Raw genomic sequence first — 13,028 nt, forward strand, 5'->3', positions numbered from 1 at the left:
ATGAGCGACCTCCGGACCTTCTCAGACCATCGACTCGCGCGCCTGGGCGCGCTGTTCTTGACGGCAGTGTCGCTCGGCGTGGGCGCGAGCGCGCATGCCCAGCAGCAAGACAAACCCGCCGAAGAACCCAGCACCATGATTTTGTCGGACACGCTGCAGTACGACGACATCAATCGCAAAAGCGTCTTTACGGGCAATGTCGTGCTCACGCGCGGGCTCATGAGGCTCACGGCCGATGACCTCGAAGTGCGCGAAGACGAGTCCGGCAACCAGCTCGGCACGGCCAAGGCCAATAAGGGCAAAGTCGTAACCATCCGTCAGGAACGTCCCGAGACCTACGAGGTCATCGAAGGCAAAGGCCTGCGCGCGGAATATGACAGCAATAAAAGCCAGTTCGATCTTATCGGCCAGGCCGTCGTCACGCGCTTTATCTGCGGCAAACCGTTCGACACCATTCGTGGCGAACGGGTACGCTACAACGAGAAGACCGGCACGTATTCGGCGCAAGGCGGAGCGAACTCCTCTGCGCCTGGCGGACGCGTGCGTTCGGTGGTCGAACCGCGCGCCAAGGCCGATGCCGCCGCGGCCGAATGCCGCGCGGGCAAGGGCCCCAAAAACGCCCAACAAAATGGCTAATTCCTCACCGTCTTTCACAGTGGCGCATCAATGATCGAACTCCCCACGACCTCTTCTTCCACCACTGCTTCCGGGGTCACACAGGGCAGTTTGCGCGCCACCGGGCTGCGCAAGATTTATAACGGCCGCACCGTGGTGCAGGATGTCTCGCTGTCTGTGTCCAGTGGCGAGGTGGTGGGTTTGCTCGGCCCCAACGGCGCCGGCAAGACCACCAGTTTCTACATGATTGTGGGGTTGGTGCCGGCCGACGCTGGCCGTATCGAAATCGACGGCGCCCCCATTACGGCCATGCCGATTCATAAACGCGCGCGCATGGGCCTGTCGTATCTGCCTCAGGACGCATCGGTGTTTCGCCGCCTGACCGTAGAGCAAAACATCCGCGCCGTGCTCGAACTGCAACTGGATGCGCAAGGCAAATCGCTCAACGAGGCGCAGATCCGCGAACAGCTCGAAGCCTTGCTGGACGAATTGCAGATCGGTCATATCCGCGGCAGCGCTGCGATATCGCTATCGGGCGGGGAGCGTCGCCGCGTCGAAATCGCGCGTGCGCTGGCGACTCGGCCGCGCTTTATCCTGCTGGACGAACCTTTCGCGGGCGTGGACCCCATTGCCGTGATCGAAATTCAGCGCATCGTACGCTTTTTGAAAAGCCGCAATATCGGCGTGCTGATCACCGATCACAACGTGCGCGAGACGCTCGGCATTTGCGACCGTGCCTACATCATCAGCGAAGGCAAGGTCCTGACCGACGGTCACCCGGACGAAATCGTGGGTGACCCGGCGGTACGACGCGTCTACCTGGGTGAGCATTTCCGTATGTAACGCTTGGGGGTTTGCAGTGAACTTGTAATACTCCCCAGAGTCGATACACTAGTAGTCAGAGAGTTTGATTCCAACCTTTTGCATAGGAGACGTTGTTATCCATTTTCCCGCGCGTTAAGCGCACCTTTTCTCTTTGATCTAGAAGGAGAGCGCACTATGAACCTGAGCATTTGCGGTCGTCACCTCGACGTCACCCCGGCCATCCGGGAATATGTCATGAACAAGCTGGCGCGAGTTTTGCGGCATTTCGATAATGTGATCGACACACAGGTCATGCTCTCAGTAGAGCCCCTGCGGCATACTGCCGAAATCACCATGCGACTGCGTGGCAAGGATATTCACTGCGAAGCGGTGGATGAAAACCTCTATGCAGCCATCGACCTCATGGTCGACAAAGTCGATCGCCAGGTCATTAAACACAAAGACAAGCTGCAAAGCTTTAGTGCGGACTCCGTGAGGCGCCAAGTCGACGTCGTTGCGCCGCCTACCGCATAGTCAAGCTGCATAGCATCGCATAGCTCGCACCTGCAGGTGCCCGAGCTCTGAGTGCCAGCGCTTTTATGATCCAAATTGGATCACACAGACACCGGTGTCCCGCAAGTTTCATGAGACTTGATCGGGGCATCGGCAAGAACCTCCCTCCCCTTTCCCCCCTCAAAACGTGCAACTCGGTTGAAAACGCCTCTTTCCTTTTGGGCGAGTATCCGACTATGCTCTCGTACTTGTACAGGTTCGCGATCGCAGTGATTTTTTGCACTGCGGCATAACACCCTATAATGACCGCATGAATCATTTGTCGCGCATTCTCCCCGCCGGCAACATCGTGCTCGACCTGGCCGTCACTAGTAAGAAACGGGCATTCGAGCAGGCCGGGCTACTTTTTGAAAATCACCATGGTCTGGCCCGAACGGTTGTGTTCGACAGCCTGTTCTCTCGCGAGCGATTGGGATCCACCGCGCTCGGTCAGGGAGTCGCGGTGCCGCATGGCCGGGTCAAAGGCCTGGAATCGCCGATGGCGGCGTTTTTACGGTTGTCCCAGCCTATCGCGTTCGACGCCCCCGATGGCGAACCGGTGTCGATGCTGATGTGCCTGCTGGTGCCCGAGGCGGCCACGCAGCAGCACCTGGACATCCTGGCCGAGCTGGCACACCTCATGTCCAACAAGGCCCTACGCGAGGCATTGGCGACCGAGAAGGACCCCAACGAGGTCCACCGCATGCTGACTACCGGCCAACGCTGACCCCGCAGGACGACCCCCATGCTGACCGTGCAGGATCTGATCGACGACAACATAGGGGACATCCCCTTTAGCTGGATTGCAGGTCAGACCGCGGCGCAGCGTGCGATTCCCGACGACGGCATGGCAGCGGCCGATCTGGTCGGGCACTTGAATCTGATCCACCCGTCGCGCGTCCAGGTATTTGGCGAGGAAGAAATCGCCTATTACGAGCGCATGGACAAGCGCCGCCGCGCCAGCTTGATGGACGAACTGCTCTTGGGTGGCGTGCCGGCTATTTTGCTCGCCGACGACCGCAAGCCTCCGCCAGATCTGGTCGCCCAGTGCGAACAGCATCAAGTCCCACTGTTATCCACGCCCATCGCGGCCGCGCAGCTGATCGACCTGCTGCGCATATATCTGAGCAAAAAGCTGGCTCCCACCACGACCGTGCATGGCGTTTTCATGGACGTGCTGGGGCTGGGGGTGTTGATTACCGGCGAATCCGGTCTGGGTAAAAGCGAGCTCGCGCTGGAGCTGATTTCACGCGGTCACGGCTTGGTGGCTGACGATGCGGTGGAATTTTCCCGTATCGCGCCCAATATGATCGAGGGCCACTGCCCGCCGCTGCTGCAGAACATGCTGGAAGTACGCGGCCTGGGATTGTTGGATATCCGTACGATTTTTGGCGAGACCTCGGTGCGCCGGAAAATGCGCTTGAAGCTCATCGTGCACCTGATGCGCGCCACCGCACAAGACAAATTCGAACGCCTGCCGTTGCAGGACATCACCCAAGATATGCTGGGCCTGCCCGTGCGCAAAGTCATGCTGCAGGTTGCGGCCGGCCGCAACCTCGCGGTGCTGGTCGAGGCGGCGGTGCGCAATACGATCCTGAAGCTGCGAGGAATCGATACGCTAGGCGAATTCATGGAACGCCAGGCAATGGCTATCCTGCAGAACAGCCGCTAAGGCGGCCACGGTCAATCGACCCTGGCTCCGTCTCGCACGCGTTTGACGTCAAACGCCGTCACGGCCCCTGCGCGATTGCCCCAGCTGGCGCGGATATAGGACACCAGCGCGGCAATGTCGTTATCGCCTAGCACCTGCCCAAACGGCGGCATGCCATGCGGGCGAGGGTTTGCTGCCGTGGCCGGGGCAAAGCCGCCGTCCAACAACACCCGTATCGCATTCACCGGCGAGGACGCCGTCACCGTCGGGTTGTCCGTCAGCGCCGGCCATGCGCCGGGATGGCCCTCGCCCGTTTCCTGGTGACATTGGGCGCAATATTGCCCGTAGAGCTTCGCACCCAATGTCATCACCGCCGTGGACGGCGCGGTGATGCCCGTCGGCACGGGTCCGGCCGGCAATGATTTGAGGTATACGCCCATCGCCAAGGCGTCGTCCTGGGTCAGGTGTTGGGAACTGTTGACGACTACCTCGGCCATGGGTCCTAGCGCTGTGGAATGCGCAGCGATGCCGGTGCGTAACAGTGTCGCGATATCCTGCGCGGACCAGTCGCCCAGGCCGCCGTCGGCTTCATTGGTCAATGGCGGCGCATACCAACCCAGGCCGGTGATCATTGCACCCGACAGCCCGCCCTGCGTCGCGCCCCACCGGTTGCGTGGCGAATGGCACGCGGCACAATGGCCCAGGCCCTCGACGAGATATCGGCCGCGATTCCATTGCTCCGACTGGCCCTGATCCTGCGACAGCCCGCCTGGAGTGAAATACAAGGCCCGCCAGAATGCCAATAATCCCCTCTGATCGTAGGGGAATTTCAGCTGATGCGCCGGACTGGGTTGTGGCGACGCGGGCACCGTACGCAGATACGCGAATAGGGCATCAGAGTCAGCTCGCGATACCCGCGTGTATTCGGTGTAAGGAAACGCCGGATACAGCAGCGTGCCATCTTTGGATTTGCCCGCGTGCAGCGCGCGCCAGAAATCGTCGGCATCCCAGGAGCCGATGCCGGCATCGGGATCCGGCGTGATGTTGGGTCCGTACAGCGTCCCAAAGGGAGTCGGAATCGCGGTGCCGCCTGCGTAGCGCTGGCCACCCGCGACGGTATGACAGCCGGCGCAGTTGCCCACCAAGGCCAGATAACGGCCGCGCTCGATGCGTTGCGTATCCTCGGACGGGTTCGCCACCGGCGGGCGCGTGCTCGCGGTGGGTGCGTCTGCCGTATCGGTCGAAGCGCCCTCCCGAGTGCCCATCCAGTACAGCGTGGCCAGCACCGCCACGCACGCCAGCAACACGATGCCACCAGCTATTTTGAGAAAACGTCGCATGCACGGGCCTCAGTGTTGCATCTGACTGCCGCACTCGGCAGGCAAGGTGACCGACCCCGTCGGATCAGGCACGTACGGTTCCACCACGGGCTGCGCGGCCAGCCAAGCTGACACGGCGCCGATATCCTCAGGCGTCAGCTTGCGCGCGACCTCGGCCATGCAGTCTGGCGCCGCCGCCCGGCGCAAGCCGTTGATCCAACCGCCGATCTGGGCGCCGATATAGTCGCGTGGCAACCCCAGCAATCCGGGGATCGCCGGCGCCAGCCCGTTTAACCGTGCGCCATGACAAGCCACACAGGCGGGCAAGCCTCGCGCTGCGTCGCCCTTCAGAGCCAGCACACGGCCGCGCTCCAACATGGACGCTGATACCGCTGGGCGCGCGGGCGCTGGATACGGCACATGCTGCTCGGCAAAAAAATCAGCCATTTCCCTCAGATAGGCGTCGGGCAAACCTGTCAGCAGATGGGTCATGGGCTGATACTGCCGCAAGCCGTCGCGGAAATTCAGCAACTGGTGGTATAGGTAATCGCTGGGCTTGCCCGCCAGACGGGGATAGTAGCCGTCGGTGCCGGCTCGGCCCTGCTGGCCGTGACAGGCCGTACAGGCGGCCACGCGCGCCTGCATGGTGTCGGGCTCCAACCGCGGCGCAGCGGCGCCCGGCGCAGTGGCGCTGTGGGGGTCTGCGCCAGGCACTTGCGCGACGGCCAACGAGCCAGTCGAGGCTATCAACAGAACCAGCAGCCTGCGGGCGCAGCGCCTCCACATACTCAACTCGCGACAGGGACGGACTGGCATCGATATGCTCACCTCGTTGCGGCGAAGCCGGGAAATCGGGACAATGAAGCACCGGCGTCTATGGGCGGTTCAATCTTACGCTGCCGCGACGGGCAGGTACAGCGCTTCGCCCTGGTTCAGGTACGAAACAACGTCATTACCAGCTATCTTGCCGGAACCGTCAGGCAATTTCATGCAACAATTGGGGTCATGTTAAGAGTCGTCCTTATTACCGGAATTTCCGGATCGGGCAAGTCGGTGGCCCTGCGCATGCTTGAAGACACCGGCTATACGTGTATCGACAATCTGCCGGTACGCTTTTTGAGCGAAGTCATCGCCAGCGCGCGCGACGATGAGCTTGCCCGGATAGCGATTGCCATTGATGTGCGTTCGCCGGGCGAACTGGCCGAGTTGCCCGACGTGGTCACGGCCCAGCGCGCCATGGGCACCTCGCTACGGGTGATTTTTCTCGACGCCAACACGCAGACCTTGGTGCAGCGTTATTCGGAGTCACGACGCCGCCACCCCTTGACCGACCGGCTCTCGCGCCACGGCCAGGCACCCTCCCTGCTGGACGCCATCGCACTGGAACGCGATCTGCTCGCGCCGTTACGCGAACAGGAGCATGTGATCGATACCTCGGATCTGACGCCGGGGCAGTTACGGGCATGGATCAGCGACCTGATCCAGGATGATCGCCCACCGCTCGTGCTGACCTTCGAATCCTTTGCATTCAAGCGCGGGGTGCCTAACGACGCGGATCTGGTGTTTGACGCGCGCTGCCTGCCGAACCCGTATTACGACCGCAATCTGCGGCCTTTGACCGGCCGGGACGAGGCGGTGGCGACGTGGCTGGCGAGTTTCGATGTCGTTAACCAGATGATCGACGACATTACCGATTATCTGCGGCGTTGGCTGCCCAGATATACACAAGACACACGCAGCTATCTGACCGTGGCGGTGGGCTGCACGGGCGGGCAGCATCGTTCCGTGTACGTGGTGGAACAGCTGGCGAAACGATTTGCCGATCATGATCCATTGCTGATCCGGCATCGTGCCCAACTGCCGAAAGAACACGCGTGAACGTGACGCGTTCTTGGCTCGCCCTCGTCATCATTGGCCTCGCGGTTGCAATCGCGGGCTGCTCCTCGCCGGGCAAGCGCAAGGCGGGCGGGTATTACCAAGACGATGGTCCGGGGCACGACATTCCGGCCAACATCGACAAGATCCCGGACGCCGTGCCGCGCATCGAGCCGTTGGCCAGCGGCGCGAACCGGCCCTATACCGTGCTGGGCAAGAACTACGTGCCCATCGCGGACCCGGACCGCCCGTATAAAGTGCGAGGCATCGCCTCCTGGTATGGACGCAAGTTTCATGGCAACAGCACCTCCATCGGAGAGGCTTACGATATGTACGCCATGACCGCCGCGCATCCGACGATGCCGCTGCCCAGCTATGCACGCGTGACCAGTCATGTGAATGGCAAAACCGTCATCGTGCGGGTCAATGACCGTGGGCCGTTTCTGCACGACCGCGTCATGGATTTGTCGTACGCGGCGGCTCATAAACTGGGCATCGTCGCCAAGGGTAGCGGAGAAGTGACGGTGGAACGCATCCTACCCGCCGAAATCCGTCTGGCGCAGTCGCGCGGCGGCGTGGTGACGGCCTCCGGGGCTTCAAACGCTGTCGCCACGGCATCCGAGGATCTGCCCATAGGAGCGGCCCCTATTGCAACGGCCAGCTTGACGATGACGGAGCTCGCGCCCATGACGCCGGCGGCATCGGCACAGCAAATGACAGCTAGTCCCAGTTCCTCGGCCGGTGCGTTTTATCTGCAAATGGGTGCATTTAGTCAGCCCGGCAACGCCCAGGCCTTGGTGCAACAGGTCAACCAACAGCTGGCAGACGCCCAAATGGTGGCGGCCGTGCACCAGAACGGCATGCTGTATCGCGTCCGGATGGGGCCTTATTCCGATCGTGCCTCGGCACTCAGCGCCGCACAACGCGTAGCCGACAGGATCGGCATCATGCCGAGCCTCGCGACGCCGTAACGGCCAACGAAACAACGCCGATTCGCGCCAAGCCCTACAACCTTACTGTTAAACCGGCGTTGGCCGCATCTGTGGATTCACCAAGGCAAGTCTAGCTGGCTATTCTCCACACGCCGCACACGCGCGTGATGGCCAAGATAGCGGTGGCCTTCGTGCCTGAGCAGCGCGTGCTTGCGCGGCAATCCCGCCGAAAAGCCGGTCAACGCGGTGTCGCGGCCGACGACACGGTGGCAAGGGATGAAGATGCACAGCGGGTTGCGGCCGATGGCTTGCGCGACGGCGCGGGCGGCTTTGGGCTTGCCGATAGCCATCGCGATATCGCTATAGCTGCAGACCGCGCCGAAGTCCAGCAGGCGCAGCTGCTGCCAGACGCGTTGCTGAAAGACTGTGCCTTGCGGCGCGAACTCGACATCAAAATGTTGGCGGTCGCCGGCGAACCAGTCAGCGAGTTCGACACGCGCCTGGTTGAGGACCGGATGCTCCGGCTGCGACCGCCAGGCTTGCGACAGCTCGGGCAGGTCCGGCTGATCAAGGAACCAAGCGCCGCTCAGACCCTTCGGCTGCCCCTCGCACGCGCGGGCAGCCAGGCGCATCACGCCCAAGGGAGTGTCCGTATCCAAATAGAGCCACGTCATGCACCACCTTTACGCGCCAACGCGAGCGCATAGAGCGCGTCGCGCGGCTGGCCGGTCACGCGCGCAGCGACTTTGGCCGTATCGCGCACGGAGAGGGTCTCCAGCAAGGCGTCGATCAACACAATCGTCTGAGGATCATCGGGCACACTGTCGTCCACCTCGGCCGCGACCTCGGCGTGAACGATCAGCACAAATTCGCCCTGTGCGCGATGCGCGTCGCCCGCGAGCCAGGCCTGGGCGTCCGATAGCGGCAGCGTCACGATCTGCTCGAACCGCTTGGTGAGCTCGCGCGCGATCGTCAGCTTGCGGTCGCCGCCACAGACTTCAAGCAGATCGCCGAGCATCGCGCCCAGCCGATGAGGTGATTCAAACATCACCACCGGCGCGGGCAGCGCGCACCAGGAGCGCAGCCAGCGCTGGCGCGCGGTCGCCTTGGACGGCGCGAAGCCCGCGAAGGCAAAGGCGGGATTTTCGTCGGAGGTGACGCCGCTACCCATGAGCGCGGTGATCACGGCGCTCGGACCGGGTACGGGCACCACGGCATAACCGGCGGCGCGCACCACGCGCACGACACGGGCACCCGGGTCACTGACCGCGGGCGCGCCCGCATCGGATACCAGCGCGACGCGCTGCCCCTGCGCCAGACGCGCGCAGATATCCTGAGCGGCGCTGGCCTCGTTATGGCGATGCGCGGCAATCAACGGCGTGTTGATGCCCCAGGCATCCAGCAGACTGCGCGTGGCGCGCGTGTCTTCGGCGGCAATGACATCGGCCTGGCTCAGCGCCTGCCAGGCCCTGAGGCCCAGATCACCGAGGTTGCCGATCGGCGTGGCCACCACATATAGCGCGGCCTCGGGCCAATGTTGGCCCGCCACGCGCTCGGCCATGCGGCGCCATCCCTCGGACGCCTGCGTAAGCGGGACATTTTGATTCATCGAAGCTCACCACCCAACTGCAAAGTATGTCAGTGTAGCCGCCTGACTCGTGCCTGGGGCGCTTAAGCCATGACGGATCCTTTTCTGGATATTGCCTACGCGCGCGCACGCGCCGCGCAGCAACAGCAAGTAAAACGGCGTCGCGCGGCCGCCAAGCGCGCGATGCGACAAGCCGCCGCGGCCGAAACAACAGGCGGCGCGGTCGGGCTTGCGTCATCGCGCGCAAAGACGGGGCATGGCGAGGCCGCTTCATCGCTGATTGAACCCAATGGTTGGCCCGCCTCTCCTACCCAGCGAGCTGGGGCGGCTTACGAAGACCGGGCGCTTGAGCGATTGATGGCGTCGGGTCTGACACCGCTGGCCCGCAACGTACGTTGCCGCACGGGCGAGATTGATCTGATTATGCGCGATGGCGACGTGCTGGTATTCGTCGAGGTACGATCCAGATCGAATCGTGACTTTGGCGGAGCGGCGGCCAGCATCGGGCACGTCAAGCGCGAGCGCCTGATCCGCAGCGCGGCGTTGTTGTTGCCCGCCCTGGCCCGTCGTTACTGGGGCGCGCGCATGCCCGTCGCGCGCTTCGATGTGGTCGCCTTCGATGGCGACGAGATGATCTGGCTGCGGGCCGCTTTTCACCTTTAGTCGCACGCCGGAATCGGCCACCATGAGATAATGCCGCGCATGGATATGACTTCACGAATGACGTCGCATTTTCGCGATGCCATGGCAGCCTGCGAAGCCAGCATGAACGCGCTCTCGGCCCCTTTGGCCACCGCGGTCGAGTTGATGTTCGCCGCCTTGGCCAATAACGGCAAGATTCTGGCTTGCGGCAATGGTGGCTCCGCGGCCGACGCGCAGCATTTCATCGCGGAACTGGTGGGCCGGTTCGAACGCGAGCGGCTACCCCTGGCCGGGATTGCCTTGAACACCGATACCGCCATCCTCACGGCCGTGGGCAATGACTATGGTTTCGAGGAAATCTTCGAACGCCAGGTCAGCGCGCTGGGCCAGCCAGGCGATGTGCTGGTGGCGATTTCCACCAGTGGCAATTCGGCCAACGTCATCCGCGCGATGGAGGCGGCTCACGATCGCGAGATGACCATCATCGCGCTCACCGGTAAAGGTGGCGGCGTGATGGGTGAACTCTTGACCGAACACGACATTCATTTGTGCGTGCCGAGCGATCGCACCATGCGCATTCAGGAAGTCCATGCGCTGACCTTGCATGCACTCTGTGACGGCATCGATGCCTTACTTCTCGGAGACACCGAATAATGTTGGATGCTCGCAAAGTCGCACGTCCGTTACTGCTCTCGGCCGTGCTCGCCACCGCAGCGGTTTCCTTATCGGCATGCGCCCCGCTCCTCGTGGGCGGCGCGGCTGCCACAACGGCAGTCGTCATCACCGATCGGCGCACCTCGGGCGCGCAAATCGAAGACAAAAACATCGACTTCAAGGCTGAAAAGCAGATCGGCGACAAACTGGGCGCCGGGGCACGGGTCAATGCCATGTCCTATAACGGCATTGTGCTGCTGACCGGCGATGTGCCGACTCAACAAGCCAAGGACGAAGCGACCAGGATCGCCGAGAGCATTCAGCACGTGGAAAAGGTCGTGAACCAGCTGAACATCGGTCCCGAGACCTCGTTCGGCACGCGTTCGAACGATACGTGGTTGACGTCCAAGGTCAAGGCCAAGCTGCTGGACACCAAGTACGTGCCCTCGGCCACGATCGACGTGACGACTGACAACGGCGTGGTGTACCTGATGGGCCTGGTCACCGAGGCCGAAGGCAATTACGCGGCGACCGCAGCGTCGGAAGTCAGCGGCGTGAAAAAGGTCGTCAAAATCTTCGAGACCATCAGCCGCGAAGAAGCGTTGAAGCTGTCCGGCCAGAGCGCATCGACCCCGGCGACCTCCTCACCCACGACGACGACCAATAATCTCGCCCCATCGAGCACCGCGCCCGCCGGTAATAGCGGCGCGGCCAGCGGTGGCGTCGAAGTCATGCCGATTCAATAAACGCCATGAAAAAGCTCGTGCTGTCCCTCGTCGTTCTGGTGGCGGCCGGCATTGGCGCCTGGTTTCTCTGGCGCCCTGCCGCCCCTGCTCCTGATGTGGCCTTCACCACCATCGAGGGGAAACAATTCAGCATGCACGATTTGCGTGGCAAGGTCGTGCTGGTGAAGTTCTGGGCCACGAGCTGCGTGACCTGCGTCAAGCAGATGCCGGGCACGATCGAGACCTACAACATATACGCCCCCAAGGGCTATGAGACGGTGGCGGTCGCAATGAATTATGACCCGCCGAACTACGTGCTGAATTTCGCCGAAACGCGCAAGCTGCCCTTTCCGGTGGCGCTCGATACGCGGGGCGATATCGCCCAGGCATTCGGCGATGTCAAACTCACGCCCACGGCATTTCTGATCGACAAGCAAGGTCGCATCATCAAGCGCTATCTTGGCGATTACGACATGGCGGATTTTCACGCCACACTGGACAAGGCATTGGCCGCCGGCTAAACGTCGAGACTCATCTCGATCCCTACAAAAAGGCCTGAGTACGGTGCGAGTCCGGACTCAGGCCTTTGAACTTCAAGGTTTCGCGCGAGGGCTCAGGCAAGGGCAGACATCCGAGGACGCTGATGTCTGGGACCGCGATCTACCCTCGTGCCGTGCTTAGAACGCAGGCACCACCGCGCCCTTGTATTTTTCCTCGATGAACTGCTTGACCTCGGGGGTATGCAGCGCATTGACGAGTTTCTTGATCGCCGGGGCATCCTTGTTGTCTTCACGCGCTACAACGATATTGGCGTACGGCGATTCCGCGCCCTCGATGAACAAGGCGTCCTTAGTCGGCACCAAACCCGCTTCAAGCGCGTAGTTGGTGTTGATCAGCGCCACATCCACATCGGCGAGCGCGCGCGGCAAGATGGCGGCTTCGAGTTCTCGGAATTTCAGCTTCTTCGGGTTCTCGGCAATGTCCAGCGGTGTTGCGGTGATGTTGGTGGGGTCTTTGAGCTTGATGAGACCTTGTTGCTGCAACAGCAGGAGCGCGCGACCGCTGTTGGAGGGATCGTTCGGGATCGCGATCGTGGCGCCCTCGGGAATCTGATCCGTGGATTGCACCTTGCGCGAGTAGGCGCCAAAGGGTTCGACGTGCACTAGACCCACGCCTACGAGCTTGGCGCCGCGATCCTTCTTGAAGGTTTCCAGGTAAGGCTGATGCTGGAAGAAATTGGCATCCAGTTCTTTATCGGCCAGCTGCAAGTTCGGCTGCACGTAGTCGCTAAAGACCTTGATGTCGAGCTCGACGCCATCTTTGGCCAAGGCGGGCTTGACGACTTCCAGAATCTCGGCGTGCGGCACCTGGGTGGCACCGACGATGAGTTTTTCGGCATGAGCGGCACCGGCCAGGAAGAAAACGGAGGCCAGCAGCGCCGTCCGCGCAAAAGGTAAACGCATAAAACACCTCATTATCGTAAGCCGTGCCCCACGGGCCGCTTCGTTGCAAAAACGCCCTCAATTTACCTGAATGCAGGTTATTTGTCGGGCATAACATCATGGGTTTTGGTTATATACCAAACGCGCGGTCTACAATCTGCCGTATGCTTGCCCGGTAGCGCCGTGACCACCGCGCCGGCGCAAGCTTTTTCCTTTTCACTGACCTTTG

16 protein-coding genes are annotated in these 13,028 nt (G+C 61.9%); 11 read left to right on the forward strand and 5 right to left on the reverse strand.

The window, feature by feature from the left end; genetic code table 11:
• From lptA to hprK, 5 genes are all read left to right on the forward strand, one after another.
• Complete coding sequence (lptA, locus tag GOQ28_RS09840) at window positions 1-636, forward strand: lipopolysaccharide transport periplasmic protein LptA (protein WP_160350432.1); 636 nt, start codon at window positions 1-3, stop codon at window positions 634-636.
• Between the two features lie 30 nt (window positions 637-666).
• The gene (lptB, locus tag GOQ28_RS09845) at window positions 667-1,458 is read left to right on the forward strand and encodes an LPS export ABC transporter ATP-binding protein (RefSeq protein ID WP_160350433.1); all 792 of its coding nucleotides are present in this window, start codon (window positions 667-669) and stop codon (window positions 1,456-1,458) included.
• Between the two features lie 156 nt (window positions 1,459-1,614).
• On the forward strand, window positions 1,615-1,953 hold the full coding sequence (gene hpf, locus GOQ28_RS09850; protein ID WP_160350434.1) for a ribosome hibernation-promoting factor, HPF/YfiA family: 339 nt from the start codon (window positions 1,615-1,617) through the stop codon (window positions 1,951-1,953).
• Between the two features lie 289 nt (window positions 1,954-2,242).
• Window positions 2,243-2,698 (forward strand): PTS sugar transporter subunit IIA, encoded by a 456-nt coding sequence (locus GOQ28_RS09855; protein WP_160350435.1) that lies wholly within the window; start codon window positions 2,243-2,245, stop codon window positions 2,696-2,698.
• 18 nt (window positions 2,699-2,716) lie between these two features.
• Window positions 2,717-3,643 carry an HPr(Ser) kinase/phosphatase gene (hprK, locus tag GOQ28_RS09860; RefSeq protein WP_160350436.1) on the forward strand — a complete coding sequence of 309 codons (927 nt, stop codon included), beginning with the start codon at window positions 2,717-2,719 and terminating at the stop codon, window positions 3,641-3,643.
• A gap of 11 nt (window positions 3,644-3,654) precedes the next feature.
• On the opposite strand, the gene GOQ28_RS09865 is transcribed toward hprK, so the two are convergent.
• Both GOQ28_RS09865 and GOQ28_RS09870 read right to left on the reverse strand, forming a co-directional pair.
• Entirely contained in the window at window positions 3,655-4,962 is a 1,308-nt protein-coding gene (locus tag GOQ28_RS09865; RefSeq protein WP_160356320.1) for a c-type cytochrome, read from the reverse strand.
• A gap of 9 nt (window positions 4,963-4,971) precedes the next feature.
• Complete coding sequence (locus GOQ28_RS09870; protein WP_442862094.1) at window positions 4,972-5,727, reverse strand: c-type cytochrome; 756 nt, start codon at window positions 5,725-5,727, stop codon at window positions 4,972-4,974.
• Between the two features lie 219 nt (window positions 5,728-5,946).
• On the opposite strand from GOQ28_RS09870, the gene rapZ reads away from it, so the two are divergent.
• Window positions 5,947-6,819, forward strand: coding sequence for an RNase adapter RapZ (gene rapZ, locus GOQ28_RS09875; protein WP_160350438.1), 873 nt, complete (start codon window positions 5,947-5,949; stop codon window positions 6,817-6,819).
• Window positions 6,816-7,787: a septal ring lytic transglycosylase RlpA family protein gene (locus tag GOQ28_RS09880; RefSeq protein WP_160356321.1), complete on the forward strand. Its 972-nt coding sequence runs from the start codon at window positions 6,816-6,818 to the stop codon at window positions 7,785-7,787. The genes rapZ and GOQ28_RS09880 overlap by 4 nt, the downstream gene beginning before the upstream one ends.
• 77 nt (window positions 7,788-7,864) lie before the next feature.
• Here the strand turns inward: GOQ28_RS09880 and GOQ28_RS09885 are convergent, their stop codons facing one another.
• Complete coding sequence (locus GOQ28_RS09885) at window positions 7,865-8,422, reverse strand: methylated-DNA--[protein]-cysteine S-methyltransferase (RefSeq protein WP_160356322.1); 558 nt, start codon at window positions 8,420-8,422, stop codon at window positions 7,865-7,867.
• Window positions 8,419-9,357 carry a 16S rRNA (cytidine(1402)-2'-O)-methyltransferase gene (gene rsmI, locus GOQ28_RS09890; protein ID WP_160350441.1) on the reverse strand — a complete coding sequence of 313 codons (939 nt, stop codon included), beginning with the start codon at window positions 9,355-9,357 and terminating at the stop codon, window positions 8,419-8,421. Before rsmI ends, GOQ28_RS09885 begins: the two co-directional genes overlap by 4 nt.
• 69 nt (window positions 9,358-9,426) lie before the next feature.
• Here rsmI and GOQ28_RS09895 point away from each other — a divergent pair, with 69 nt between their 5' ends.
• The 4 genes from GOQ28_RS09895 to GOQ28_RS09910 are packed head-to-tail and all read left to right on the forward strand — an operon-like array spanning window position 9,427 to window position 11,878.
• Window positions 9,427-9,999 carry a YraN family protein gene (locus GOQ28_RS09895; RefSeq protein ID WP_160356323.1) on the forward strand — a complete coding sequence of 191 codons (573 nt, stop codon included), beginning with the start codon at window positions 9,427-9,429 and terminating at the stop codon, window positions 9,997-9,999.
• A gap of 39 nt (window positions 10,000-10,038) precedes the next feature.
• Complete coding sequence (locus GOQ28_RS09900; RefSeq protein ID WP_160350443.1) at window positions 10,039-10,632, forward strand: phosphoheptose isomerase; 594 nt, start codon at window positions 10,039-10,041, stop codon at window positions 10,630-10,632.
• A complete protein-coding gene (locus tag GOQ28_RS09905) occupies window positions 10,629-11,378 on the forward strand; it encodes a BON domain-containing protein (protein WP_160356466.1) in 750 nt (249 codons plus the stop codon). Before GOQ28_RS09900 ends, GOQ28_RS09905 begins: the two co-directional genes overlap by 4 nt.
• Window positions 11,379-11,383: 5 nt before the next feature.
• On the forward strand, window positions 11,384-11,878 hold the full coding sequence (locus tag GOQ28_RS09910; RefSeq protein ID WP_160356324.1) for a peroxiredoxin family protein: 495 nt from the start codon (window positions 11,384-11,386) through the stop codon (window positions 11,876-11,878).
• 156 nt (window positions 11,879-12,034) lie between these two features.
• Here GOQ28_RS09910 and GOQ28_RS09915 read toward each other — a convergent pair whose 3' ends face one another.
• Window positions 12,035-12,820, reverse strand: a complete 786-nt coding sequence (locus tag GOQ28_RS09915; protein ID WP_160350445.1) for a MetQ/NlpA family ABC transporter substrate-binding protein — start codon at window positions 12,818-12,820, stop codon at window positions 12,035-12,037.
• Window positions 12,821-13,028: the final 208 nt, after the last annotated feature.

The sequence above is a fragment of the Bordetella sp. 02P26C-1 genome (genome assembly GCF_009763255.1).
Taxonomy (GTDB): Bacteria; Pseudomonadota; Gammaproteobacteria; order Burkholderiales; family Burkholderiaceae_B; genus Bordetella_A.

Coding starts and splice junctions, on each gene's coding strand:
- GOQ28_RS09895 (WP_160356323.1), top strand. CDS start 9,427: ATGACGGATCCTTTTCTGGATATTGCCTACGCGCGCGCACGCGCCGCG.
- GOQ28_RS09865 (WP_160356320.1), bottom strand. CDS start 4,962: ATGCGACGTTTTCTCAAAATAGCTGGTGGCATCGTGTTGCTGGCGTGC.
- lptA (WP_160350432.1), top strand. CDS start 1: ATGAGCGACCTCCGGACCTTCTCAGACCATCGACTCGCGCGCCTGGGC.
- GOQ28_RS09870 (WP_442862094.1), bottom strand. CDS start 5,727: ATGTGGAGGCGCTGCGCCCGCAGGCTGCTGGTTCTGTTGATAGCCTCG.
- hprK (WP_160350436.1), top strand. CDS start 2,717: ATGCTGACCGTGCAGGATCTGATCGACGACAACATAGGGGACATCCCC.
- GOQ28_RS09885 (WP_160356322.1), bottom strand. CDS start 8,422: ATGACGTGGCTCTATTTGGATACGGACACTCCCTTGGGCGTGATGCGC.
- lptB (WP_160350433.1), top strand. CDS start 667: ATGATCGAACTCCCCACGACCTCTTCTTCCACCACTGCTTCCGGGGTC.
- GOQ28_RS09855 (WP_160350435.1), top strand. CDS start 2,243: ATGAATCATTTGTCGCGCATTCTCCCCGCCGGCAACATCGTGCTCGAC.
- hpf (WP_160350434.1), top strand. CDS start 1,615: ATGAACCTGAGCATTTGCGGTCGTCACCTCGACGTCACCCCGGCCATC.
- rapZ (WP_160350438.1), top strand. CDS start 5,947: ATGTTAAGAGTCGTCCTTATTACCGGAATTTCCGGATCGGGCAAGTCG.
- rsmI (WP_160350441.1), bottom strand. CDS start 9,357: ATGAATCAAAATGTCCCGCTTACGCAGGCGTCCGAGGGATGGCGCCGC.
- GOQ28_RS09910 (WP_160356324.1), top strand. CDS start 11,384: ATGAAAAAGCTCGTGCTGTCCCTCGTCGTTCTGGTGGCGGCCGGCATT.
- GOQ28_RS09900 (WP_160350443.1), top strand. CDS start 10,039: ATGGATATGACTTCACGAATGACGTCGCATTTTCGCGATGCCATGGCA.
- GOQ28_RS09915 (WP_160350445.1), bottom strand. CDS start 12,820: ATGCGTTTACCTTTTGCGCGGACGGCGCTGCTGGCCTCCGTTTTCTTC.